Here is a 25235-nt window from a genome sequence, read left to right on the forward strand (position 1 = left end):
TGGTCTCCTATGGGCGAATCAAATGGCCACTGGCTGGCAGCAGGTGGCCATCGAGCACAACGCCGGTGGGCGTCAGGCCAAGCCTGCCTTGGGCAAACCAGTCGATGGCCAGGGGGTAGATCCGGTGTTCCTGGGCGTGAACCCGCTGGGCGAGGGTGTCCGGTGTGTCTTCGGCTGCTATCGCGACGGCAGCCTGTACGACCAAGGGGCCCCCGTCGAGTTCCTCCGTGACGAAGTGTACGCTGCAGCCATGCTCCGCGTCCCCGGCTTCCAACGCGCGGCGATGGGTATGCAGCCCTTTGTACCGGGGCAGCAGCGAAGGGTGGATGTTCAGCAGGCGGCCATGGTAGTGACGGACGAAGCCCGGGCTGAGGATGCGCATGAAGCCCGCCAAGGCCACCAGGCTGGGCTCGAAGCTGTCGATCAGGGCCATCAGGGCCTCGTCGAAGGCTTCACGGCCCTGGTAACCGGCATGCTCCAGCACGCGGGTTTCGATGCCGGCGTTCTCGGCGCGAACCAGGCCCGGGGCATCGGCGCGGTTGGAAATGACCGCGCGAATGCGCACGAGGCTGTCAGCGTGGCGGAACTGGTCGATCATTGCCTGAAGGTTGCTGCCGGTGCCCGACAGCAAGACCACCAGGTTGCAAGGCGCGGGCATCAATGGGCCTTGAGGTTTTTCAGCTCGACCTGGGCGGCGCCTTCGGCCGCGGTGGCGATTTCCCCGATCACCCAAGGCTGTTCGCCTTCGGCACGCAGCACCTCGAGCGCGCGGGCGACGTCAGCCTGAGCCACGCAGATCACCATCCCCACGCCGCAGTTCAGTACGCGATGCATCTCGGTCTCGTCTACATTGCCTTGCTGCTGCAGCCAGTCGAACACGGCCGGGCGCTGCCAGCTGGCTACATCGACCACGGCCTGAGCGCCAGCCGGCAGCACGCGCGGGATGTTGTCGAGCAGGCCGCCGCCGGTGATGTGGGCCATGGCTTTCACGGCACCGGTTTCGGCAATCAGCTTGAGCAGGGGCTTGACGTAAATGCGGGTCGGCGCCATGAGCAGGTCCGCCAAGGGCTTGCCGTCGAGCTGCTCGGTGGCGAGGTCCGCGCCGGAAACCTCGATGATCTTGCGGATCAGGGAGTAGCCGTTGGAGTGCGGGCCCGAGGAGGGCAGGGCTATGAGGGCGTCACCGGTAGCCACCCGGGAGCCGTCGATGATGTCCGACTTCTCGACGACACCCACGCAGAAGCCGGCCAGGTCGTAGTCCTCGCCTTCGTACATGCCTGGCATCTCGGCGGTTTCGCCGCCCACCAGAGAGCAACCGGCCTGTTCGCACCCTTCGCCGATACCGGTGACCACGGTGGCCGCCACGTCGACGTTCAGCTTGCCGGTGGCGTAGTAGTCAAGGAAGAACAGCGGCTCGGCGCCGCAGACCACCAGATCGTTGACGCACATGGCCACCAGGTCGATGCCGATGCTGTCGTGCTTGTTCAGGTTCAAGGCCAGGCGCAGCTTGGTGCCCACGCCATCGGTACCGGAGACCAGCACGGGCTGCCTGTAGCCGGCCGGGATCTCGCACAGCGCGCCGAAGCCTCCCAGGCCGCCCATCACTTCAGGCCGCGCGGTACGCTTGGCCACGCCCTTGATGCGTTCGACCAGCGCTTCACCGGCGTCGATGTCCACACCGGCGTCCTTGTAGCTCAGGGAGGGTTGCTTGCTCATGATCCAGGCCTTTGAAGAGGGGCGATACAGGAAACGACCACGGGGGTCTGCGAAGGCGCGCGATTTTATCAGGGTTGGCCTGTTCAGGCCAGAACGCGGCCGGGCCGGCGAGCCCTCGAATGCGCGCCGTGGTTGGCAGAGCGAATGTTTTCAGGGAAAGTGGGTCCCACTTCTCTTAGTACACGGTCTTTTGGAAAACAGCCCATGCGCCTGCGCCCCGTTCTGCTCGCTTCATTGTTCGGTCTAGTTCATCTGGCGGCCTGGGGCGAAACCGTCGCCAACCTGTACGAGGTCAGCGAGCCGGTCGCCAGCCAGGCACCGGAAGAACGGGACCAAGCGACCCAGCGCGCCCTGGAAACCCTGGTGCTGCGCCTGACCGGTGATGCCAGGGCCTATGGCGGCGGCGCCCTGGCGAGCGTTCGCAAGAACCCGCAGCAGATCATCAGCCAATACGGCTACCAGGCCGGGCCGCCCCAGGTCCTGCAGGTGGATTTCGACCCGGTCAGTACAGACAAGGCCCTGCGTCAGGCCGGGCTGGCGACCTGGGGCGCCAATCGCCCTTCCATCCTTGCCTGGTGGCTGAACGACAGTCCCGCCGGCGCCATCCTGGCCGGCGATGCCCAGCCCAGCGCCGCCCCGCTGCGCCAGGCCGCCAGGCACCGTGGCCTGCCACTCAAGCTGCCCATGGCCGACCTGCCGGAACAACTGGCGGCCACGGCCAAGAACCTGGAAACCGCCGACCCGGCGCCTTTGCAAGGCGTATCCCAACGCTATGGCGCCGACGCGTTGCTGGCCGTGCATGCGGTTCCCAGCGGGGAGCGCTGGCAGGCGAAATGGCGGCTCTGGCTGGGCGGGCAAAAAGAACAGGGCAGCGTGGAGGCGGCCGATCAGGCAGGCCTGGCCGATGCGGTGATGCTGGCCGTGGCGCAACGGCTTGCGCCCCGCTATACGGTCAAGCCGGGCGCCAGTGGCGACCTGACGGTGGAGGTGCAGGGCATGACCCTGGACCATTACGCTGAACTGGGGCGCGTACTCGATACCCTGGGCGGCCGCCTGCTAAGCGTGCAGGGCGATCGCGTTCTCTATCAGGTGACCGCCAGCGCCGACCAGTTGCGAGCGCAACTGAGCCTGGCTCGTTTGCAGGAGATGCCGGCGACGCCCGCCGATGCGTCGATCCCCGCCACGCCGGGCGCGGCGCCCGCGCTCGCGCCCGAACCTCTGCGGTTCCACTGGTAAGGGGTGGTCATGACAGACAAGAAGCGTTGGTTCTGGCTGGGCGCGGCGTTGGTCGCCGTCGCCCTGGTCTTCGAATTGCACCCTATCCTCTCGCCGTTCCTGGTCGGCATGCTGATCGCGTACCTGGGCGACCCGCTGGTAGACCGGCTCGAGCGTCTGCGCTTGTCCCGCACCCTGGCCGTGGTCGTGGTGTTCGCGCTCTTCACCCTGATCGTGCTCCTGGCGCTGGTGGTGGTAATCCCCATGCTGGCCAAGCAGGTGGTACGGCTGTACGAACTGACCCCACAGTTTCTGGATTGGCTGCAGCAGGTGGCGCTGCCGTGGGTTCAGTCGCGGCTGGGGCTGGCAGAGGGCTTCTGGAAGTTCGACAAGATCAAGGAGGCCATTTCCGCCCACATGGGGCAGACCACCGATATCGTTGGCCTGGTGCTGGCCAGGGCAACCGCCTCGGGCCTGGCTCTGATCGGCTGGCTGGCCAACCTGGTGCTGATTCCCGTAGTGGGTTTCTACCTGCTGCGAGACTGGGATCTGATGATGGCCAAGATCCGTGGCCTGCTGCCTCGGCATCGGGAAGGGCAAATCGTTGCGCTGGCTCGTGAATGCCATGAGGTGCTGGGCGCTTTCGTGCGCGGCCAGCTAATGGTCATGCTCGCCCTGGGCGGCATCTATTCGGTGGGCCTGATGCTCACCGGCCTGGAGTTGGGTCTGCTGGTCGGGGTACTGGCCGGGTTGGCCTCGATAGTGCCCTACATGGGCTTTATCACCGGTATCAGCGCAGCGCTCGCGGCGGGGTTGTTCCAGTTCGGCCTGGACCCATGGCATCTGGTGGCCATCGGCGCGGTATTCGCCATCGGCCAGATGCTCGAAGGCATGGTGCTGACCCCGTTATTGGTGGGCGATCGCATCGGCCTGCATCCGGTGGCGGTGATCTTCGCCATCCTGGCGGGTGGTGAGCTGTTCGGCTTCACCGGGGTACTGCTGGCCCTGCCGGTCGCCGCCGTCATCATGGTGCTGGTGCGCCATATGCACGTGCTCTACAAGCAATCGGACCTCTACGGGGGTGGTGAGGATCCGCAGTTGTAGATACCCCTGGCCGGTCGGCGGGGCGCGATCGGCCCTTGCCGGCGGGCCTGGCGCGCGTCAAGCTTGCAGCTTCCAGCCAAGCCGCTAGAATCGGGCACCTTTTGAGTTGAGGCGTAACCCCAGGTCGCATGAAAGAGCCGATCCAACTCCCGCTGGGTGTGCGCCTGCGTGATGACGCCACCTTCGTCAACTACTATCCCGGAGCCAACGCCGCGGCGCTTGGCTACGTCGAGCGGTTGTGCGATGCGGATGCCGGCTGGACGGAGAGCCTGATCTACCTCTGGGGCAAGCCGGGGGTGGGGCGCACTCATCTGATGCAGGCGGCATGCTTGCGCATGGAGCAGCAGGGGCAGCCAGCGGTGTACCTGCCTCTGGCCCAGCTGCTGGAGCGGGGTGTTGGCATTCTGGATTACTTGGCCCAGTATGAGCTCGTATGCCTGGACGATCTCCAGGTCATCGCCGGCAAGGCGGATTGGGAAGAAGCCTTGTTCCACTTGTTCAATCGCCTGCGTGACAGTGGGCGTCGCCTGCTGATCGCCGCGTCACATTCCCCACGGGAATTGCCCGTGAAGCTGGCGGACCTCAAGTCCCGCCTTACCTTGGCCCTGGTTTTTCAGATGCGGCCACTTTCCGACGAAGACAAACTGCGAGCGCTCCAGCTGAGAGCCTCGCGCCGGGGCCTGCACCTGACCGACGAGGTGGGGCATTTCATCCTTACCCGCGGAAGTCGCAGCATGAGCTCGCTGTTCGACCTGCTCGAACGCCTTGACCAGGCTTCCCTTCAAGCTCAGCGCAAGCTCACTATCCCTTTCCTCAAGGAAACCCTGGGCTGGTGATAGCGCCATCATGCCTGTACGGCAGCACGGCTGGCGAATGAGCTGGGCTCGCCTGGCATGACCCTTGCTTTCTCAATTCGGCCGCCACTTGACCGGCGCAGTAGTGGTTTCGCTACTGATAGCTTTCTTATATCGCTTATCTCCGGCTAAGCGAAGCGGATCTACCGAGACTTTTTTCCATGAAATGGTTCGTTACCTGGGCATCGCGGATAACTCAACAAGATCATGGGCTTGGAATCGGGGCTCTTCAGGTTCAAGCGCTCTAGACCGGCAATTTGCGCGTTAGATGTCAGCCTGAACAACGGGAGTCACATAATGTTCTATAAAATTTGCAAATGAGGCCGATAGAAGGCATATTCCACTCTTCTTCAACCAACCGACACGGTCGTGCCCATGCTCAAGCGCTTCGCACCCCTCGTGCCCCTTGCACTCGTTACCCTGCTGGTCGGCTGCGCAGCCCAGTCACCGGTCTCGCAACAGCAGGTGTCCGCCCTCGTTACCGCCGAACGCGCCCCTCAGGCGCCAACCCAGCTTCGCCACCCATCCATTGCCCAGGCTTCCGTGTTCGATGAGGCTGACGAAGCCGACGACAAGGATGACCTGGCCACGTTTTCCAGCAAGGCGCCGTATCGGCTGCCTTTGCTGGCCGATAGTATCCTTGAACGCGGCAAATCCTTGATCGGTACCCGCTACCAGTTCGGCGGCACCACTGAAAGTGGCTTCGATTGCACAGGCTTCATCAACTTCCTGTTCCGCGAGGAGGCGGGCATGACCCTGCCGCGCTCCAGCCGCGAAATGATCAATGTCAAGGCGCCGCTGGTTGCCCGTAGCAACCTCAAGCCGGGCGATGTGCTGTTCTTCGGCACCTCGGGGCGCAAGGGCCGGGTCAGCCACGCCGGTATCTACCTGGGCGGCGATCAGTTCATTCACTCCAGCAGCCGCCGCAGCGGTGGTGTACGGGTCGACAGTCTGGGCGACCGCTACTGGAGCAAAACCTATATCGAAGCCAAGCGCATGCTGGCCATGGCGCCTGTCAGCGAGATGGCTCGCAAGTAAACCAGCGCAACGCCTGACAAGGGTAGCGACGAGCGGTCACGCTTTCGCTGCCCTTTTTTATGGAAAACAGCGGGTTAAACGCTAATCTTCATCGGCAGTCGAACTCGGAACCCCTGTCCATGGCCTTCTTCTTCCTTCGTGTGCTGGCAGCGCTGCCGCTGGTGGTGCTTGCCGGTTGCGTAACCCCGCCGCCGCCCGCGCCTGTTCCTGTGGCTGCGGCCCCCCGTCCGCTGATGGTCGACCCGAGCGATTATTCTTCGATCAAGGCCGATGACGTGCTGTTCCGGGCCATCGGCCTGGTGGGCACGCCCTACCGTTGGGGCGGCAACACCCCCGCGGCAGGCTTCGACTGCAGTGGCTTGATTGGCTTCGTATACCGAGACGCGGCGGGGATAGCCTTGCCGCGTACCACCGCGGAGTTGATCGCCATGCATGCCCCCAGCGTGGACCGCGCCGCGCTTCGCTCCGGCGACCTGGTGTTCTTTTCTACCCAGGGTGGCGGGCAGGTGAGTCACGCCGGAATCTACGTGGGAGAAGGGCGCTTCGTGCACGCACCTTCTACCGGAGGTACGGTGCGCCTGGACTACCTGGACAAACCTTATTGGCAAAAGGCCTATCTGGACGCCAAGCGCGTCATCCAGCCAGAACGGCTGGCGCAAACGGCGCCTTGAATCCAGCGGGTGGGAACAACTGCCGGCGCGCTTGAGGCACGCGCCGGGCCACGGTTCACTACTGGCGAGTCACCCGCCAGATTTTGTTGCCTACATCATCGGCCACCAGCACCCCGCCCTTGTCATCGCCCACCACGCCGACCGGGCGCCCCATGGCTTCGCCCTTGTCATTGAGGAAGCCGGACAGCAGGTCCAGCGGTTGCCCCTTGGGCATCCCATTCTCGAAGGGAACGAAGATCACCTTGTAGCCGCTATGGGGCTCGCGGTTCCAGGAGCCGTGCTGGCCGATGAACACCCCTTGGTCGAAGGGGGCGGGCAGTTGCTTGGGTTGGGCGAAGGCCAGGCCCAGGGAGGCGGTGTGTGGCCCGACCGCGTAATCCGGGGTGATGGCCTTCTGTACCAGCTCAGGATTGCCGGGCTCGACCCGAACGTCCACGTGCTGGCCATAGTAGCTGTAGGGCCAGCCATAGAAGCCGCCATCCTTCACCGAGGTGATGTAATCGGGCACCAGGTCACTGCCGATCTCGTCCCGCTCGTTGACCGCCGTCCACAGCTTGCCGGTTTTCGGCTCCCAGGCCAGGCCATTGGGGTTGCGCAGACCGGTGGCGAACAGGCGCTTCTGGCCGCTGGCGGCATCCACTTCCCAGATCGCGGCGCGGCCCTCTTCGGCGGCCATGCCGTTCTCGCCCACGTTGCTGTTGGAGCCCACGGTAACGTATAGCTTCCTGCCGTCGGGGCTGGCGATTACATTCTTGGTCCAGTGGTGGTTCAGGCTGCCGGCGGGGAGGTCGGTGACCGTTTCGCCGTCGCCGCTGAGGTGGGTGGCGCCCGGCTGGTACTTGAAGCGCAGGAGCTTGTCAGTATCGGCCACGTAGAAATCCTGGCCTACCAGCGTCATGCCGAAGGGTGAGTTCAGGTTCTTGAGGAAGGTCTCCCGGGTTTCCGCTACCCCGTCGCCGTCCTGGTCGCGTAGCAGGGTGATGCGATTGGGGCTCTGCACGCCGGCGCCTGCCCGGCTCATGACCTTTTCCGCCACCCAGCCGCGTATGCCCTTGCTGTCGTCCGGCTTGGCGGGGGAGTTGGTTTCCGCCACCAGTACATCGCCGTTGGGCAGTACATAAAGCCAGCGAGGATGCTCCAGGCCTTCGGCGAACGCTTTCACCTGGGTGCCCGGCGCCGCCTTGGGAGTGACACCGACGGGCCAGCCCACGGCGGGCGCGATGTTGACGGTAGGCACGAGGGTCTTGTTGGGCGCGGGCAGTTTCGGCGAGGGACCGGTGCCGTCGGATACTTGCAGCTTGGCGCTTTCCCCGCAGGCGGCCATGCTGGTGGCCAACAGAGCGATAAGGGCGAGACTGGACTTGGGCATGGCATCAGCTTCCTGGCGAGCGGTATGTACCGTAGAGGCAGCGAGCCGGCGGAGGTTCAACATGCCGCATTGACGCTGTGGGGCCAACCCCTTACCCTTCGCCGATCGTTTCAGGTGTCCGACGTGCCGCAGGCGCTCGGGTGAAACAGGGAAGCCGGTGCGAACCCGGCGCTGCCCCCGCAACGGTAGATGAGTCACGCTTGAGCACAAGCCACTGGGGAACCGGGAAGGCGCTGAAGCTGGGCAGCGCCCACTCATAAGCCCGGAGACCGGCCTGAAACCCATGGGCGTGACCTGCGCCTGTCATACGAGATCGCCGCGCGGGTGAGAGCGGCATCGACGTTCGCGTGCCCGCCGATCCCGGCGCAGGCGCGGCGTTGGTGCGCCCCCGCGAGCGAGCGGAGAGCAGCGATGAACGATACCACCGGGCGCGACGAGCGCCACCAGGCGCGCATGGTGCGCAAGAAAGCCGTGATCGATGCCCGTATCGCCGCCTCGCCGGACGAGCGAGGCGTGCTGCTGGTGCTTACTGGCAATGGCAAGGGCAAGAGCAGTTCCGGCTTCGGCATGCTGGCCCGCGCGCTGGGTCATGGCATGCGTTGCGGCGTGGTGCAGTTCATCAAGGGTCGCCAGGCCACCGGGGAAGAACTGTTTTTCCGCCGCTTCCCCGAAGAGGTCAGCTTTCATGTGATGGGCGAGGGCTTCACCTGGGAAACCCAGGATCGCCAGCGTGACATCGCCGCCGCGGCCGCGGCCTGGGACGTGGCGCGAACCATGCTGCGGGACCCGGCTCTGGATTTCGTGCTGCTGGACGAACTCAACATCGCCCTCAAGCACGGTTACCTTGACCTGCCCATGGTACTGGCCGACCTGAGCGGCCGACCCTCTCTGCAGCATGTGATAGTGACGGGCCGCGCCGCGCGGCCGGAGCTGTTGGAAATAGCCGATACGGTAAGCGAGCTGGGCTTGGTCAAGCATGCTTTCCAGGCGGGCATCAAGGCGCAGAAAGGGATCGAATGGTGAGCCAGGCACGGCGATGCCCTGCGGTACTGATTGCCGCCCCCGCTTCCGGTCAAGGCAAGACTACCGTCACCGCGGCCATGGCGCGTTTGCACCGCAATCTTGGTCGCCGCGTGCGGGTGTTCAAGTGCGGGCCGGACTTTCTCGACCCGATGATCCTGGAGCGGGCCAGCGGCGCCCCTGTCTACCAGCTGGACCTGTGGATGGTCGGCGCCCATGAGAGCCGGCGGTTGCTGTGGGAGGCCGCCGAAAGCGCGGACCTGATCCTGGTGGAAGGGGTGATGGGGTTGTTCGACGGCACCCCGTCCAGCGCTGACCTGGCCATTGCCCTGGGTGTGCCGGTGCTGGCGGTGATCGACGGTACCGCCATGGCGCAGACGTTTGGCGCCCTGGCCCTTGGCCTGGCGCGTTACCGCCCGGAACTGCCCTTTGCCGGTGTGATCGCCAACCGCGTGGGCAGCCCACGGCATGGTCAACTGCTGCGCGACAGCCTGACCGAAGGATTGCGCTGGTTCGGCGGCTTGCCGCGCGAACAGGCCATCAACCTACCCAGTCGGCATCTTGGCCTGGTCCAGGCCAGTGAACTGGACGACCTGGATCGACGCCTGGACGCGGCAGCCGAGGCACTGGCTGGCGTGCTGGGCGCAGAGGCCGAGGCGCTACCGCTTCCTGTCAGCTTCGAGGCGCCGCAGCCGAGCCTGAGCGAGCCCATCCTGGCCGGGGTGCGTATCGCGGTGGCCCGGGACGAGGCCTTCGCCTTCCTTTATAACGGCAATCTGGATGCCATGCGGGCCATGGGCGCCGAGCTTCACTTCTTCTCCCCGCTGGCTGACGCCGCGCTGCCCGCCTGCGACAGTCTCTACCTACCCGGAGGCTACCCCGAGCTTCACCATCGCCAGCTTGCGGCGAACCAGCCGATGCTGGCGGCCATCCGCGCTCACCACCAGGCAGGCAAGCCACTATTGGCCGAATGCGGGGGCATGCTGTATCTGCTCGACGGCCTCACTGACGTGGCCGGGGAACGCGCCCCGCTGCTAGGGTTGATGCCTGGCGAGGCCCGCTTGCAAAAAAGGCTGGCGGCCCTGGCGTTGCAGGAGGTGGACCTGGGCCATGGCTGCTTGCGCGGCCACACCTATCACCATTCACTCACCGATACACCATGGGTGCCGGTGGCCCGTGGCCATAGCCCCAATGGCGGCCGGGGTGCCGAAGCGGTCTACCAGAGCGGTCGGCTCACCGCCTCCTATGTGCATTTCTACTTCCCGTCCAACCTGGCCGCCACCGCGGCTCTGTTCAAGCCCGAGGGTACTTAGTGGTCACCGAACACGCTTATGCCGAGGCCGAGCGAGCCGCCATCTACCGCGCCATCGCCGAACGCCGCGACATGCGTCATTTCAGCGGTGGAGAAGTCGATCCGCACACCTTGCAACGGCTGCTGGCCGCGGCGCACCAGGCGCCAAGCGTCGGCCTGATGCAGCCGTGGCGCTTTATCCGGGTGCGCTCCCCGGCGCTGCGCCAGGACATTCATCGTCTGGTCGAGGAAGAGCGCGTGCGTACCGCGCAGGCCCTGGGCGAACGCTCCGATACGTTCATGAAGCTCAAGGTCGAGGGCGTGCTGGAATGCGCCGAACTGCTGGTGGTCTCGCTGATGGAGGGTCGTGAAGCCCATGTCTTCGGCCGGCGCACCCTTCCGGAGATGGACCTTGCCTCCCTGGCCTGCGCGGTGCAGAACCTCTGGCTGGCGGCTCGTGGCGAAGGCCTTGGCATGGGCTGGGTTTCGCTGTTCGACCCCGATCGCCTCGGGCAATTGCTCGCGGTTCCCCCCGGCGCCCGGCCCGTGGCCGTGCTGTGCCTGGGGCCGGTGACCGATTTCTACAGCGAGCCGATGCTCTCCTTGGAGGGCTGGGCCAAGGCGCGGCCCTTGGAAGAGCTGGTATTCGAAGACCGCTGGGGAGGCACGCCATGAGTCTGGCCCTGGCCTGTGTGCTGGGCGTGGCATTGGATGCGCTGCTCGGCGAGCCGCGGCGCTGGCACCCGCTGGTGGGCTTCGGCCGGCTTGCCCAGCGTCTGGAGCAACGCTTCAATTTTGCCGGCCACGGCTGGCGCAGCCATGGGGTCACTGCCTGGCTGCTGGCGGTGCTGCCGCCGGTGCTGGTCCTGACGTTCCTGTCCTGGCTGCCGATCATTGGCGGGCTGGTGGAAGTGCTGGCACTGTACTGGGCCCTGGGGTTGCGCAGTCTGGGAGAGCACTTGCAGCCTGTGGCCCAGGCGCTGCGTGGCGGTGATCTGGAGCGCGCGCGGCACTGCGTCGGGCGCCTGGTCAGCCGGCAAACCGACGCCTTGGACGCCACTGACGTAGCCAAGGCGGCTACCGAGTCGGCCTTGGAGAACGGCAGCGACGCGGTGTTCGCCGCGCTGTTCTGGTTCATGGTCGCCGGTGTCCCGGGTGTGGTCCTCTATCGCCTCGCTAACACCCTCGACGCCATGTGGGGCTATCGCAATGAACGTTTCGAGCGCTTCGGTTGGGCGGCGGCGCGGATCGACGACCTGCTCAACCTGATTCCGGCGCGGTTGTGTGCCCTGACCTACGCCCTGCTGGGGCGTACTGCTGGCGCGCTGCGCTGCTGGCGGCGCCAGGCCGGTGCCTGGGACAGCCCCAACGCTGGCCCTGTGATGGCCGCCGGCGCGGGCGCCCTGGGCGTGGAACTGGGCGGCCCGGCCACCTATCACGGCGAGTTGCATGAGCGGCCGCGCCTGGGCGAGGGGCCGCAGCCCACCGCTGAAAGCATCGAGCGCGCCTGGGCTTTGGTTCAGCGAGGCGTTTGGCTATGGTTGTTGCTGATCTGCGCAGGGGCGAGTCTGTATGCTTGAACACGGAGGGCGGCTGCGCGCTGCCGCCAAGACTTTCGGTATCGAGGAAGGGGCCTGGCTGGACCTGTCCACGGGGATCGCTCCCTGGCCCTGGGCAGTGCCCTTGATCCCGGCCCAGGCCTGGGCCCGCTTGCCTGAGGCGGACGATGGCCTCGAAGTGGCCGCCTGCCAGTACTATGGCGCGGGACAGGCCTTGCCCGTGGCCGGCTCCCAGGCCGCGATCCAGATGCTTCCCAGGCTCAGGCGCGGCGGCAAGGTGGGTGTGCTCGGGCCCACCTACGCCGAGCATGCCGAGGCCTGGCGCCGTGGCGGCCACGTGGTGCGGGAGCTGGCCGAAGGCGAGGTCGACCACTATCTCGACGGGCTCGACGTGCTGGTGGTGGTCAACCCGAACAACCCCACCGGGCAACTGATCGATCGTGACCGCCTATTGACCTGGGAGGCTCGTCTGGTGGCGCGCGGAGGATGGCTGGTAGTGGACGAGGCGTTCATGGACCTGACTCCTTGCCACAGCCTGGCGGCGGAGGCTGGCAGGCCCGGGCTGATTGTATTGCGCTCGTTCGGCAAGTTCTTTGGCCTGGCCGGCGTTCGCCTGGGCTTTGTCTTGGCCGCGCCCAGACTGCTGGCCGCGCTGGACGAGCAATTGGGGCCTTGGGCGGTCAGCGGCCCGACCCGGGTCCTGGGCGCGGAATGCTTGCGCGATCGGGCTGGTCATCGCCGGCAGATAGAGCGCTGTCAGTCGGCCAGCCAGCGCCTGGCGGCCCTGCTCGCTGAATATGGCTTGGCCCCGAGCGGAGGTTGCGGGCTGTTCCAATGGGTACGCCAGGCCGAAGCCGAAACCTGGTACCTGGCGCTGGCCGAGCGGGGCATCCTGGTGCGCCTGTTCGGCCATACTCAAAGCCTGCGCTTCGGCTTGCCGGCCGAAGAGGCGCACTTTCAACGGCTGGCCCGGGCATTGGCCGCTATCGCTGGGAACAATTGATGGCCACGCTCATGGTGCAGGGCACCACATCCGATGCGGGTAAAAGCACGCTGGTGACCGCGCTCTGTCGCTGGCTGCGTCGAGAAGGCCTCAGCGTAGCGCCGTTCAAGCCGCAGAACATGGCGCTCAACAGCGCGGTGACGGCCGACGGTGGCGAGATCGGTCGTGCCCAGGCGGTACAGGCGCAAGCCTGCGGCTTGGCGCCACATACCGACATGAACCCGGTACTGCTCAAGCCCAACAGCGATACGGGGGCCCAGGTCATCATTCACGGCCAGGCGGTGGGCAATATGAATGCCATGCGCTATCACGGCTACAAGGCTACCGCCATGCGCGCGGTGCTTGCCTCCCATCAGCGCCTGGAGGCTGCCCATCAGGTGGTAGTGGTAGAGGGCGCGGGCTCGCCCGCGGAGATCAACCTGCGCGAGGGCGACATCGCCAACATGGGCTTCGCCGAAGCGGTGGATTGCCCGGTCATCCTGGTCGCCGACATCAACCGGGGCGGCGTCTTCGCCCACCTGGTCGGCACCCTGGCCTTGCTTTCCGAAAACGAACAGGCCCGGATACAAGGCTTCGTGATCAATCGCTTTCGGGGCGACCTCAAGCTCCTCCAGCCCGGGCTGGATTGGCTGGAGGCCCACACCGGCAAGCCCGTGCTTGGCGTATTGCCTTACTTGACCGATTTCCACCTGGAGGCCGAGGATGCCCTCGACAGCCGCCAGCCCAGCAAGACGGGCACGCTGCTTCGTGTGGTGGTACCAGTGCTTCCCAGGCTAAGCAACCACACCGACTTCGACCCGCTGCGGTTGCACCCGCAGGTATCGCTCAGCTTCGTGAGGCCTGGTGATAGCCTGCCACCGGCTGACCTGATCATCCTGCCAGGCTCCAAGAGCGTGCGCGCCGACCTTGAGCGGCTGCGGGACGCGGGTTGGGAGGGAGCGATACGCCGACACTTGCGCTATGGCGGCAAGCTGCTGGGCATCTGTGGCGGGCTACAGATGCTCGGCAAGCGTATTCACGACCCTCTTGGCCTGGAAGGGCCGGCGGGTGATTGCCAGGGCCTTGGCTGGCTGGAGCTGGAAACCACCCTGGCGGCCCACAAGCAGTTGCGCAATGTCAGCGGCCAGCTGGCCGATGCCGGCGCCTTTGTCCGCGGCTATGAAATCCACGCTGGCGTCAGTACCGGCACAGCCTTGGCGCGGCCTGCGCTCTGGCTCGACGACCAGCGCCCCGACGGGGCCATCAGCGACGATGGCCAGGTGATGGGCACCTACGTTCATGGGCTGTTCGAGCAGCCGGCCGCCTGTGCCGCCTTGCTGCGCTGGGCGGGTCTGGAACAAGCTGCCGGGCACGACTATGAAGGGCTGCGCGAGCGCGATATCGATCGCCTGGCCGACCTGGTCGAAGCGCATCTGGACACCGCCCGGCTGCGCGCCTTGTGCACGGGAGACCGTTGACATGCTCAGACTGATCCTTGGCGGCGCTCGCTCCGGCAAGAGCCGCCTGGCCGAACGGCTGGCCGAGGCCAGCACGCTGCCGGTGACCTATATCGCAACCAGTGAGCCCAGGGATGCCGAGCTCGACGCCCGGGTCAAGCTGCACCAGGCGCGGCGCCCGCCGCAGTGGGGATTGGTAGAGGAACCCCTGGCCCTGGCGCAGGCATTGCAAACCCATGCGGCGCCAGGCCGCTGCCTGCTTGTGGACTGCCTCACGCTCTGGCTGACCAACCTGTTGATGCTGGAAGACGCGGCGCGACTGTCGGCGGAGCGGGAGACCCTTCTTGACACGCTGCCGAATCTGCCGGGGGAGATCATTCTGGTCAGCAACGAGACCGGGCTGGGCATCGTTCCCTTGGGTGAGCTGACTCGCCGTTATGTGGACGAAGCCGGCAGCCTGCATCAGTCAATTGCCGAATGCTGTCAGCAAGTCGTGCTCACGGTCGCCGGCCTACCTCTTACCCTCAAAGGACCCACACCATGACCCTAGCCTGGTGGTGCCAACCCTGCGCGCCCGTCGATGGCGCCTTCCTGGATATCGCCCAGGAGCGCCAGCGCCAACTGACCAAGCCGGCGGGATCGCTGGGCCAGCTGGAAACCATCGCGGTGCGTCTGGCGGCGCTTCAAGGCAGCCCGCGACCGCGCCTGGCCAATGTACATATCGGGCTGTTCGCCGCTGATCACGGCGTGGTCGCCGAAGGGGTATCGCCCTATCCTCAGGCGGTCACTGGCCAGATGCTGCGCAACTTCATCAACGGTGGCGCCGCCATCAGCGTCCTGGCGCGCAATCTCGGGGCACAGATGACGGTAGTGGACCTGGGCACGGTGACGCCCCTGGACTTGCCAGGCGTACGTCAGGCGAGGCTGGGCGCCGGCACCCGTAACTTCGCCCAGGCGGCGGCCATGACGCCCGAGCAATGCGCCGACGCGCTGCAGGTGGGCCGAGAAACCGCCCAGCTCGCCGCCGACCAAGGCGCTGAGCTGTTCATCGGTGGTGAGATGGGGATTGGCAACACCACGTCGGCCAGCGCCTTGGCGGCCTGGCTGCTGGATTGCCCGGCGGCGGATCTGGTAGGCCCCGGGACAGGCCTGGATACCGCCGGTGTCAATCACAAGGCCCAGGTAATAGAGGCGGCATTGCGCGTCCACGGCCCGTCCTGTACAGGCCCTCTTGAGGCCCTGGCCTGCTTCGGTGGCTTCGAGATCGCCGCCCTGGTTGGCAGCTACCTGGGCGCCGCCCAGGCCGGCGTGGCGGCGCTGGTGGATGGCTTCATCTGCACCGTAGCCGCGCTCATCGCGGTGCGCCTGAACCCGGATTGCGCGGCCTGGCTATTCTTTGCCCATCAGGGCGCCGAGCCTGGGCATCGGGCAGTGCTCCAGGCGTTGCAGGCCCAGCCGCTGCTGGCCTTGGGCTTGCGCCTGGGGGAGGGTAGCGGGGCGGCCCTGGCGGTGCCGCTGATGCGGCTGGCCTGTGAATTGCACGGCAACATGGCGACCTTCGCCGAGGCGGCGGTCGCCGATCGTCCGGCGTGAGCCTGCGCCTGGACCTGCTGCGGCATGGTGAAACCGACCGGGGCGGTGGCTTTCGCGGCAGTCTGGACGACAACCTGACGTCCAAGGGCTGGGCGACCCTCGAGGCGGCGGTCGGTGGGCAAGGGCCCTGGGATGTCATCGTCAGCTCACCCCTTCGCCGCTGCGCCGCATTCGCCGAACACCTCTCGGCCGCCCTTGGGGTGCCTTTGTCGATCATGCCAGGCTTGAAGGAGCTGCACTTCGGCGAATGGGAGGGCAAGACCGCCGCGCAACTGATGGAAGACCAGGCGCAGGCCCTAGGTCGCTTCTGGCAGGATCCGTTCACCTATCCGCCGCCTGGCGGCGAGCCTCTGGGGGACTTTATCCATCGGGTCGAGGCAGCCGTGGAAGAGCTACGGACCAGCCATCCAGGCCAACGGTTGCTGCTGCTAGGCCATGCCGGCGTGATCCGCTTGCTGCTCGCCCGCGCCCGGGGGCGGCCTGCCGTGGGGTTGTTGGAGATAGAAGTCGCCCATGGGGCCTTGCACTGCCTGATCCTCGATGGCCCAGGACAATGGCGGGAACTGACATGATGGCCTGGTGGATAGCCCTGCAGTTTCTCAGTTGTCTGCCGGTGCGCCTTGCCCGTATGCCGAGCCCGGCGCAGAACGGCCGTTCCCTGCTGTACTATCCAATGGTCGGCCTGCTCTTCGGCATGCTGCTCTGGGCCCTGGACTGGCTTCTGGCCGACAGCCCGAAGCTATTGCACGCGGCCTTGTTGTTGCTGGCCTGGGTAACGTTGACCGGCGGGCTTCACCTGGATGGCCTCGCCGATACCGCCGACGCCTGGGTGGGCGGCTATGGCGACCGGGCGCGTACCTTGGCGATCATGAAAGATCCGCGCAGCGGGCCCATGGCTGTGGTCACTCTCGTGCTACTGCTGTTGATCAAGTTCGCGGCCATGCTGGCCTTGGTCGAAGGGGGCGCGTCGACATACTGGTGGCTGGTGCCGGTGTTCGGCCGCGCGGCACTGTTGGGCTTGTTCCTGAGTACGCCCTATGTACGGCCTGGGGGGCTTGGAAAAGCACTGGCAGAGCACCTGCCCCGGTCGACGGCTATCTGGATACTGGCTCTCTGTATGGCGTTGGCCCTGTGCGTAGCTCCCGCGGCTGCGCTAGCCGGCGTCCTGGCATTCTGGTTCCTGCGACGCCTGATGCTGCGCCGCCTGGGCGGTACCACTGGGGATACCGCCGGCGCGCTGCTGGAGTGCCTGGAGGTCGTGATGCTGGTGAGCCTGGCGCTGGGGTAGGCCAACTCATCCGGGATTCGCCCTGAAATGAAGAACCCCCGCAGGGCGGGGGTTCGTTGAGCGTCGACTGGCTTAGAACTTGTAGGTCAGCGAGCTGCCGAAGCCGTGGGCACTGTTGTGGTAAGTCGCGCTGTAGGCACCCTTGGTGGCGCTGACCAGGTTCACGTCCACGCTTTCTTCCTTGAGGTAGGAGTAGGCGAAGTCCAAGGTGATGTTGTCGGTTGGGCTGTAGCCGGCGCCGACGCTGAAGATCCGACGGTCACCCGAGGGAATGCGCGGCGAACGGTCGTGGTTGTTGGTGGGCGACTGGTCCACGCTGAACCCCGTGCGCAGCGTCCATTGCTTGTTCAGCTTGTAGGAGGCGCCGATGGCGTGGGCCCAGGTGTCGTGCCAGTTTTGCTCTTCGGTAATGGTTCCCAGGCCAAGCGCGGTTGCGGTAGCGCTGCCGGAGTTTTCCACGGTGATGTCTTTCAGGCGGCTCCAGCGGGTCCAGGTACTGCCGCCATAGATGGTCCAACGATCATCCAGCTCATGGGTGAAGGAAAAGTCCACCGATTCCGGGGTGGTCAGGTCAAGGGAAGCATCGGACTTGAAGTTGAACGCTGGCAGGGCAGCCCTTGCGCGCAGGTTTCGCACCTTGGTGTCACCGTCCAGCTTGTAGTCCACCTTGGAATGGTAGGTCAGGCCAAGGCGGGTCTTGTCGGTGGCCTGGACCAGGATACCGACGTTGAAGCCCAGGGCGGTGTCGTCGCCCTTGATCTTCACCTGGCCGTCGCCGCCGGAGATAGGGTTGGCGGCGTTGATGGTGCGGGAGGTCAGCTCACCCTCGATGCGGTTGATGGTCGGGCCGAAGCCGATGGACACCTTGTCGTTGAAGGCGTAGCTGACGGTCGGCTGGAAGGTGATCACCTTGACCACGCTCTTGTCCGCCCAGTAGCGGCCGGCATAGCCGCTTTCGTAGTCGGTAGCCAGGCCGAAGGGCACGTAGACCCCGAAGCCCACGGCCCACTGGTCATCCAGCGGCTTGACGTAATAGCCCATGGGCACGCCGACCAGGGGCACCATGTCGCCTTCGCTGCTGCCACCCAGGGTCGAGCGGGAATGGTCGATGTCCGAGTTGGCATAGATGCCAGCAGCGCCGACGGTGAATTGTTCCTGCTTGAGACGCGCCATGCCCGCCGGGTTCCCTGCCACGGTGCTGGCGTCTTCCGCCGATGATGACCGACCCGCGAAGCCCACGCCCATGCCGCTGATGCTTTGCTCGTTGATGGCGAAGCCGCTGGCGAAGAGTTGAGTGGAGGCAAGCGTGACTGCGAGGCCGAGGCTCGATCTGATCATGACTTTTTTCATTGTTGTTGTTACTCCGAGGGTGATCTCCGAGGCAAAGTACCAATAAACCTGCAACTGCGCTACACCTCTGTATCACCTAAGCTAGAGCACTTTTGTCGGACAATCCAACTAAAAGAGCCGTCGCGCGCAACAGAATCGAGTCGTGCCTTCTGTTTTCGACGTCATATACTTGACGGTAACCCTAATGCGTTTCGCTACAGGGAACAGCTAACCCTTCTGGCCTGGGCGCTATAACCAAGCGATGGCATTTTGACGAAGCTCGGCTGAAGGCCAGGAACTTGTCACCTGATAGGGAGGCGAGCGGAAGCAGACCTCGCGCCTGGGGCCTCGATGGCTAGGCACTTTTTTGTAACAGGAATGGGTAAGAAGGCGAGCCCCACGCGTGGCAGCGATTGATCGAACGGGGCTCGCCTGGAGCGACACGCCGCTCGCGTATCGCTCAAGTTAAAGCATAGCTTTAACTTCGGGACGCAAGTGTACGTTCGTCGGAGCTATTCGACCTTGCTGACAAGGTGTCGAAGGCACATATCAGGCAACCAGCGACTGGCGAGCGCGCTCGATGACTGCCTGCAGCGGAGCTGGAGCAGCATATTGCTCCGGGTAGAGGCGTTCGGTATGACGCGCTACGCCATGCTCGTTGACCACGGAGAAACTGAAGCTATCGTTACGTGCCGCGAGGATTACGCAACGCAGCGGAGCGAAGGCTTGGGACAGGGTATGGATGGCAACCTGGGTTTGAGTATTGAAGGTCATTGTGGGTGTTCCTGCGATTGACACGGATCAGAGCCGTGCGGCATTGAATTTGTTCCGGCGCGCTTGATAGATAGCGCAGACCTGCCAGAACAGTACAGCTCGCCTGTGACGTATAGATGAACGTGATGCAGGCGGCGGTCGGTACGCAAGACGAGGGGCAGCCCGGCTGAGGTCATGACAGCGGGAGGCAAGCCTGGGAAGCGAGACAGCGGGGCGTAATGGTAGAGACGCTTGGCGCTGGCCTGAAGGCCGAGAGGGTCCGATTGAACAGCGAGACTCGATGCTAGGCATCGACGGTGTTGCTGGAGGGACTTGAGCGGCCGAAATGTGCTTTCAGCTTATGTACGAACTGCGGATAACCGTATAGATAAAAGGCAGTCAAGGCAAGACCCCAGTGAGGGAAGCGATAAACGGTAGCGAGGCCTGACCACTGGAAACCGGCTTTCCAAGTGTTGGAGGAATGCCCGTTCCTACCCCGAGCTGCGCCTTTTGCGCTGTTCTTCACCGCGCCCTTCGTTTACGGACTTGCATAACCCAGAGGTTGTGCACATCAGTGTGCGAAACTGTCATATTCCAGCGCAGCGGTGATGCGGCTCTCGAGCAGCATGCTCCTGTTTTTCAAGTCAATGAAAAAAAACACTTTTTTTAGCTGGTGAAAAAATGGACAGTTTGTCTGGAGGCCCCGTCCCATCGGGGTTTGCGGAGGGTGGAGGGGTGTTGTCCACTGTGTTATCCACAGGTTCTGTGGATTGTGACCGTTGATTGCTCTACGACGGCCATTGCGCTTCAGAGCCGCTATTATCGATGTCCATAGCCGCTGCGCTGTCAAGTTGAAGCATGTAATTTTTCGGTATAACCGGGGTAGCAGGTAGACTGACTTTCCGGCTCGCTTTGCCCATTCAGCACTTCCACCGGTACGCCCATGCCCGATGATGTCCTTCGTTTAGTCTTCAGCGCCCTGCTCGGTGCGCTGCCTTGCATTGCCCTGGCCTGGTATTTCTACCGCGTCGCGACAGCGGCCCGCACGGACATTCCCTTGCTGCAGGAGCGGCTGCGGCTGGCGCAGGCCAGTGAAGAAGCTGCTCGCCAGGAAGCGGTCACGCGTGCTCGTGAACTGGCTGACCTGGGCCGCAGCCATGCCTCGGCTCAAGCGGAACTGGCCGCCGCTGGCCGTGAGCTGGAGTTGTTGCGGCTGGAGGTGGACAACGGCCGCGATGCCGCTCACGCCTGGGATCACGAGCGTCGACAGCGTGAAGGGGAGCTGCGTCAATTGGAGGCGCGCTGCGCTGCCTTGACCGCGGAGCTTAGAGAGCAGCAGGAAGGCCACGCGCAACGTCTGGCCGATGTTCAGGGCGCTAGGGACGAACTCAGGGCTCAGTTCGCCGAGTTGGCGGGAAAGATCTTCGAAGAGCGCGAACAACGCTTTTCGGAAAACAGCCAACAGCGCCTGGGTCAGTTGCTTGATCCGCTGCGTGAGCGAATCCAGGCCTTCGAAAAGCGCGTGGAAGACAGTTACGCCCAGGAAGCGCGCGAGCGATTTTCCCTTGCCAAGGAGCTTGAGCGGCTGCAGCAATTGAACCTGCGCCTGAGCGACGAAGCCACCAATCTTACCCAGGCGCTGAAAGGCCAGAAGACCCAGGGCAATTGGGGCGAGCTGGTGCTTGAACGGGTGCTGGAGCACGCCGGGCTACAGAAAGGGCGGGAATACCAGACCCAGGTCAGCCTCAAGAGCGCGGACGGTGAGCGCTTTCAACCCGATGTACTGGTCACGCTGCCCGGTGAGAAGCAAGTGGTGGTCGATGCCAAGGTCAGCCTGGTCGCCTGGCAGCAATACGTGGGCGCTTCGGAAGCCGACGTGGCCCAGGGCGCGCTCAAGCAACACGTCAACAGCTTGAGAGCGCATATCAAAGGTTTGGCCGGAAAGGACTACAGTCGCCTGGAGGGCCTGCACAGCCTGGACTTCGTACTGTTGTTCGTGCCCATTGAAGCAGCCTTCTCCGCCGCGCTGCAATATGAGCCGGGGTTGTTCCAGGAAGCTTTCGACAAGCAGATCGTCGTGGTCAGCCCTACCACCCTGCTGGCGACCCTCAAGGTGGTGGACAGCCTCTGGAAGCAGGAACGGCAAAGCCAGAACGCGCGGGAGATCGCGGAGCGCGCGGGCTGGCTCTACGACAAGTTCGTACTTTTCATCCAGGACCTGGACGAGGTAGGCACCCGGCTGCAGCAGTTGGACAAGGCCTACGCCAGCGCTCGGAACAAACTCACCGAAGGGCGCGGGAATCTGGTCAGCCGCAGCGAGCAGCTCAAGTTGCTGGGCGCCCGGGCCAGCAAGCGCCTGCCCCCGGAGTTGCTGGACAAGGCCGCCGTGGCCGGCGGGGATGATCTCTTTGGGCCAATGGACACGGACTCAAGCCTGCGTCAGCTCGCGCCGGGCGAGGTGCCGGTTCAATAAGGCACGCAGGGCCGCCGGCTTGAGTGGCTTGGGCAGGTAGTCCAGCCCGGCGGCATGGACCTGGGCGATGGTTTCGGCGCGACCATCGGCGCTGATCACCACGCCCGGAACAGGCGCGCCCAGGCGGGTGCGCAGCCAGGCAACCAGCGCCGGGCCGGTGTCACCCTGGTCAAGGTGGAAATCCACCAGCAGCAACTGAGGCTGCGCGCCCTCGGCCAGGAGCTCGGCGCATCGATCGCGACCAGTGGCTGTCCATACGGTGCAGCCCCAGCGTGTCAGCAGACTGGCCATGCCAGTGAGGATGCTGGTTTCGTTGTCCACGCACAGTACCTTCAAACCGCCCATGGGCAGCGCGGCGGGCGCCGACGCCGGCACTACCGTGGGAGCCGCCGCGGCCAACGGCACCTGTACGCTGAAGACACTGCCACGCCCCGGCCATGAGCGCACCTCGATGCGGTGGCCGAGGAGTCGGCAAAGGCCGTCAGCAATGGCCAGGCCCAGGCCAAGCCCCTTTTCCGCACGGGTCTGGTGACTGTCCAGGCGCTGGAATTCTTCGAAGATCACCTCCAGCTTGTCTGCCGGAATGCCCGGGCCACGGTCCCACACTTCCAGGCGCAGATGCCCGGGCGTACGACGTACCCCCAGCAGTACCGGGCCGCTGCCATAACGGAAGGCATTGGTAAGAAAGTTCTGCAGGATGCGGCGTAACAGGCGGATGTCGCTGTCGATGCGCTGGGCGCTGCCACGCACTCTCAGGCTAAGCCCTTGCTCCTGGGCAAGCGCCGAGAATTCAGTGCCCAGGGCACTGTAGAGCTCGTCCAGGGCGAAGGCTGCTCGGTTCGGTGTGACGCGACCGTTCTCCAGGCGTGAGATATCCAACAGGTCGCTGATCAGGTCTTCGGCCGAGCGCAGGGCGCTGTCCATGTGCGCGACCAATGGGCGAGCATCGGTGGGCAGCTCCTTTTCCTGGTGCCCGAGCGCCGCGCAGAACAGACGCGCGGCGTTCATGGGCTGCATCAGGTCATGGCCCACGGCTGCCAGGAAACGGCTCTTGGAGCGGTTGGCGGTATCAGCGTGCGCCTTGGCGGCGGAAAGCGCCTGGTTGAGCGCCGAAAGCTCGGCGGTACGCTCGGCGACCCGCCGCTCCAGGCTTTCGTTGGCGTCCTTGAGCGCCCGCTCGGCTTCGCGATAGGCCGTGATGTCCGTGAAGCTCATGACGAAACCACCGCCTGGCATGGGGTTCCCGATCAGTTCGATCACCTGCCCATTGGGAAATACCCGTTCGGAGGTATGCGCCCGCCCTTGACGCATGTAATCGAGCCGCCGCGCCACGTGCACATGGGCCTCGCCGGGGCCACAGAAGCCTCGCTCGGCATTGAAGCGGATGAGGTCCGCAATGGGCCTGCCGACCGCGATAAGGCCTTCCGGGTAGTTGAACAGCTCCAGGTAGCGGCGGTTCCAGGCCACCAGGCGCAGATGCTGGTCCACCACGCTGATACCCTGGGTAATGTTCTCGATGGCGCCCTGAAGCAAGGCACGGTTGAACTGTAAGACCTCCGAGGCTTCGTCAGCGATACGCACCACGTCTTCAAGCTGCATGTCGCGGCCTTCGATGGCCGCCTTGACCACTGCCCGGGTCGACGAACTGCCAAGGGTGCCGGCCAGCAGTCGCTCGGTATGGGCGATCCATTCGCTGTCCGCGGTCTGGCTGGGGTTGAAGCCCTTGCCCTGGCGATAGGCGAAGCGGCTGAAACTTTCCCGGGCGCGCTCTTCGCCCACGAATCGGCTGGCGAGCTTGAGCAGGTCGTCGAGCTGCACCGCCAGCAAGCCCTTGGCATTGGGCCGAAGGCTGTAGTGGTGGCCAACGAAGCGCCCGGCTTGCCAGTGTTCGGACACGCGGGTGCGTGACAGCACCGACACCCACACGAACAGGATGAAATTGCCTGCCAGGGACAGCACTACGCCCTGGGTCAGGGCTGAGATCGGCAAGTGCAGCGGATTGCCATGCAGCCAGCTAAGGGCAGGGAAGGCATCGATGGGCCAACCCAGGCTATGGGCGGCGATGGGCAATACCAGGGCGTAGAACCACAGGAAGCTGCCTGCCGCCAGCCCTGCGAACACGCCCCGGCGATTGGCCTGCTTCCAGTAGAGCGCGCCGACCATGGCAGGGGTGAGTTGGGCGACGGCGGCGAAGGCGATCTGGCCAATGGTGGCCAGGCTGGCGGTGGACCCTAGCAAGCGATAACTCACGTAGGCCAACAGCAGGATCACCAGGATGCTCACCCGTCGGGCCGAGAGCATCCAGTGGCGGAAGGCTTCGAACGGCCGCTCGGCACGCTGGCGGCGTAGCAGCCAGGGCAGCAGGATGTCATTGGAGACCATGGTGGACAGGGCCACACTTTCGACGATCACCATGCCGGTGGCAGCCGAGGCCCCGCCCAGGAAGGCGAGCAACGCCAAAGCAGGGTGGGCTTCGGCCAGGGGCAGGCTGATCACGAAGGAATCCCGCACCACCGCACCCGGCAGCAGCATCTGACCGGCCAGGGCGATGGGCACCACGAACAGGGCCGCCAGCAACAGGTAGCCGGGGAACACCCAGCGCGCCAGCCGCAGGTCCCGCGGTTCGAGGTTTTCTACCACCGTGACCTGGAACTGCCTCGGCAGGCAGATCATCGCCATCATGGCTACCCCTGTCTGTACCATCATCGACGGCCAGTTGATGGTCTCTTTCCAGTAGGCGCCCAGGGCTGGAGCCTGCCGCGCCTGCCCCAGCAGATCGCCGAAGCCGTTGAACAGGCCATAGGTGATGAAGGCCCCCACGGCCAGGAAGGCGAACAGTTTCACCAGCGCCTCGAAGGCAATGGCCAGGACCATGCCGCGATGGTGCTCGGTGACATCCAGGCTACGGGTACCGAACACGATCGTGAACAGCGCCAGCACCAGCGACACCACCATGGCGGTGTCCTGTACCCGGGGGCCGGTGGCGTCGGCGCTGGCGCCAATCAGCAGGTTTACCCCAAGCACGATGCCCTTGAGCTGCAAGGCAATGTAGGGAAGCATGCCGATCAGGCAGATCAGCGCCACCACGATCGCCAGGGGCTGAGACTTACCGTACCGGGCGGCGATGAAATCCGCGATCGAAGTGATGTTTTCCTGCTTGCTGATCAGCACCATCTTCTGCAGCACCTGGGGCGCCAATAGCAGCAGCAGGGCGGGGCCCAGGTAGATGGGCAGGAAGGCCCAGAGCTGTTCAGCCGCCTGGCCGACGGCGCCGAAGAAAGTCCAGCTGGTGCAATACACCGCCAGGGACAGGCTGTACACCCAGGCCCGCAAACGCGGGGGCAGGGACGTGCGGCGACGGTCACCCCAATAGGCAATGGCGAACATCACGGTCATGTAGGCCAGGGCTACCGCGGCGATCAGTCCGCTGGAAAGCGACATTGGAATTTCCTTCTGAACGTATTGGCCTTGGCTGATCGCAAGCGATGGCGGCCAGGTGAAAAGGCTTGCAATCCTGGGGCAT

At 64.8% G+C, this 25235-nt stretch carries 22 protein-coding genes and 1 riboswitch; of the genes, 16 read left to right on the plus strand and 6 right to left on the minus strand.

All coding sequences use genetic code 11. The features are described from left to right. Positions 1-7: 7 nt before the first annotated feature. Together purN and purM are read right to left on the minus strand one after the other, a co-directional pair. Positions 8-658, minus strand: a complete 651-nt coding sequence (gene purN, locus ACP691_RS05200; RefSeq protein WP_426152811.1) for a phosphoribosylglycinamide formyltransferase — start codon at positions 656-658, stop codon at positions 8-10. After that, positions 658-1716, minus strand: coding sequence for a phosphoribosylformylglycinamidine cyclo-ligase (purM, locus tag ACP691_RS05205; RefSeq protein ID WP_426152813.1), 1059 nt, complete (start codon positions 1714-1716; stop codon positions 658-660). The genes purN and purM overlap by 1 nt, the downstream gene beginning before the upstream one ends. Before the next feature lie 204 nt (positions 1717-1920). On the opposite strand from purM, the gene ACP691_RS05210 reads away from it, so the two are divergent. From ACP691_RS05210 to ACP691_RS05230, 5 genes are all read left to right on the plus strand, one after another. Beyond that, positions 1921-2952: a DUF2066 domain-containing protein gene (locus ACP691_RS05210; RefSeq protein WP_426152815.1), complete on the plus strand. Its 1032-nt coding sequence runs from the start codon at positions 1921-1923 to the stop codon at positions 2950-2952. A 9-nt stretch (positions 2953-2961) separates the two neighbouring features. Beyond that, a complete protein-coding gene (locus ACP691_RS05215) occupies positions 2962-4035 on the plus strand; it encodes an AI-2E family transporter (protein WP_426152817.1) in 1074 nt (357 codons plus the stop codon). 128 nt (positions 4036-4163) lie between these two features. Further along, positions 4164-4871 (plus strand): DnaA regulatory inactivator Hda, encoded by a 708-nt coding sequence (hda, locus tag ACP691_RS05220; RefSeq protein ID WP_426152819.1) that lies wholly within the window; start codon positions 4164-4166, stop codon positions 4869-4871. Between the two features lie 393 nt (positions 4872-5264). Beyond that, on the plus strand, positions 5265-5927 hold the full coding sequence (locus ACP691_RS05225; RefSeq protein ID WP_426152821.1) for a C40 family peptidase: 663 nt from the start codon (positions 5265-5267) through the stop codon (positions 5925-5927). Between the two features lie 119 nt (positions 5928-6046). Next, entirely contained in the window at positions 6047-6598 is a 552-nt protein-coding gene (locus tag ACP691_RS05230; protein WP_426152823.1) for a C40 family peptidase, read from the plus strand. A 58-nt stretch (positions 6599-6656) separates the two neighbouring features. Here the strand turns inward: ACP691_RS05230 and ACP691_RS05235 are convergent, their stop codons facing one another. Further along, entirely contained in the window at positions 6657-7967 is a 1311-nt protein-coding gene (locus ACP691_RS05235) for a PQQ-dependent sugar dehydrogenase (protein ID WP_426152825.1), read from the minus strand. Positions 7968-8062: 95 nt separating this feature from the next. Continuing rightward, a riboswitch (cobalamin riboswitch) is annotated at positions 8063-8259 on the plus strand. A gap of 119 nt (positions 8260-8378) precedes the next feature. On the opposite strand from ACP691_RS05235, the gene cobO reads away from it, so the two are divergent. Genes cobO through ACP691_RS05285 form a run of 10 tightly spaced genes read left to right on the plus strand, consistent with a single transcriptional unit; the run spans position 8379 to position 17157 of the window. Next, positions 8379-8990, plus strand: a complete 612-nt coding sequence (cobO, locus tag ACP691_RS05240) for a cob(I)yrinic acid a,c-diamide adenosyltransferase (RefSeq protein WP_426152827.1) — start codon at positions 8379-8381, stop codon at positions 8988-8990. Next, positions 8987-10300, plus strand: a complete 1314-nt coding sequence (locus ACP691_RS05245; RefSeq protein WP_426152829.1) for a cobyrinate a,c-diamide synthase — start codon at positions 8987-8989, stop codon at positions 10298-10300. Before cobO ends, ACP691_RS05245 begins: the two co-directional genes overlap by 4 nt. Further along, the gene (bluB, locus tag ACP691_RS05250) at positions 10300-10953 is read left to right on the plus strand and encodes a 5,6-dimethylbenzimidazole synthase (RefSeq protein WP_426152831.1); all 654 of its coding nucleotides are present in this window, start codon (positions 10300-10302) and stop codon (positions 10951-10953) included. Before ACP691_RS05245 ends, bluB begins: the two co-directional genes overlap by 1 nt. Continuing rightward, positions 10950-11858, plus strand: coding sequence for an adenosylcobinamide-phosphate synthase CbiB (gene cbiB / locus ACP691_RS05255; protein ID WP_040262409.1), 909 nt, complete (start codon positions 10950-10952; stop codon positions 11856-11858). Before bluB ends, cbiB begins: the two co-directional genes overlap by 4 nt. Next, positions 11851-12840 (plus strand): threonine-phosphate decarboxylase CobD, encoded by a 990-nt coding sequence (gene cobD / locus ACP691_RS05260; RefSeq protein WP_426152833.1) that lies wholly within the window; start codon positions 11851-11853, stop codon positions 12838-12840. The genes cbiB and cobD overlap by 8 nt, the downstream gene beginning before the upstream one ends. Continuing rightward, positions 12840-14297: a cobyric acid synthase gene (locus ACP691_RS05265; protein WP_426152835.1), complete on the plus strand. Its 1458-nt coding sequence runs from the start codon at positions 12840-12842 to the stop codon at positions 14295-14297. The genes cobD and ACP691_RS05265 overlap by 1 nt, the downstream gene beginning before the upstream one ends. 1 nt (position 14298) lies before the next feature. Continuing rightward, positions 14299-14820 (plus strand): bifunctional adenosylcobinamide kinase/adenosylcobinamide-phosphate guanylyltransferase, encoded by a 522-nt coding sequence (cobU, locus tag ACP691_RS05270; RefSeq protein ID WP_426152837.1) that lies wholly within the window; start codon positions 14299-14301, stop codon positions 14818-14820. Further along, positions 14817-15869, plus strand: coding sequence for a nicotinate-nucleotide--dimethylbenzimidazole phosphoribosyltransferase (gene cobT, locus ACP691_RS05275; protein WP_426152839.1), 1053 nt, complete (start codon positions 14817-14819; stop codon positions 15867-15869). The genes cobU and cobT overlap by 4 nt, the downstream gene beginning before the upstream one ends. Further along, entirely contained in the window at positions 15866-16441 is a 576-nt protein-coding gene (locus tag ACP691_RS05280; RefSeq protein ID WP_426152841.1) for a histidine phosphatase family protein, read from the plus strand. Before cobT ends, ACP691_RS05280 begins: the two co-directional genes overlap by 4 nt. After that, positions 16438-17157, plus strand: coding sequence for an adenosylcobinamide-GDP ribazoletransferase (locus ACP691_RS05285; protein ID WP_426152843.1), 720 nt, complete (start codon positions 16438-16440; stop codon positions 17155-17157). The genes ACP691_RS05280 and ACP691_RS05285 overlap by 4 nt, the downstream gene beginning before the upstream one ends. Before the next feature lie 72 nt (positions 17158-17229). Here the strand turns inward: ACP691_RS05285 and ACP691_RS05290 are convergent, their stop codons facing one another. Both ACP691_RS05290 and ACP691_RS05295 read right to left on the minus strand, forming a co-directional pair. Next, positions 17230-18507: an OmpP1/FadL family transporter gene (locus tag ACP691_RS05290; RefSeq protein ID WP_426152845.1), complete on the minus strand. Its 1278-nt coding sequence runs from the start codon at positions 18505-18507 to the stop codon at positions 17230-17232. 528 nt (positions 18508-19035) lie between these two features. Further along, on the minus strand, positions 19036-19260 hold the full coding sequence (locus tag ACP691_RS05295; RefSeq protein WP_040262416.1) for a hypothetical protein: 225 nt from the start codon (positions 19258-19260) through the stop codon (positions 19036-19038). 922 nt (positions 19261-20182) lie between these two features. On the opposite strand from ACP691_RS05295, the gene rmuC reads away from it, so the two are divergent. Next, complete coding sequence (rmuC, locus tag ACP691_RS05300) at positions 20183-21712, plus strand: DNA recombination protein RmuC (RefSeq protein ID WP_426152847.1); 1530 nt, start codon at positions 20183-20185, stop codon at positions 21710-21712. Here the strand turns inward: rmuC and ACP691_RS05305 are convergent. Beyond that, positions 21668-25153, minus strand: coding sequence for a hybrid sensor histidine kinase/response regulator (locus ACP691_RS05305; RefSeq protein WP_426152849.1), 3486 nt, complete (start codon positions 25151-25153; stop codon positions 21668-21670). The genes rmuC and ACP691_RS05305 overlap by 45 nt on opposite strands. Between the last annotated feature and the right edge of the window lie 82 nt (positions 25154-25235).

The organism is Pseudomonas sp. DC3200b2, assembly GCF_049895785.1.
GTDB classification, from domain to species: domain Bacteria; phylum Pseudomonadota; class Gammaproteobacteria; order Pseudomonadales; family Pseudomonadaceae; genus Aquipseudomonas; species Aquipseudomonas massiliensis.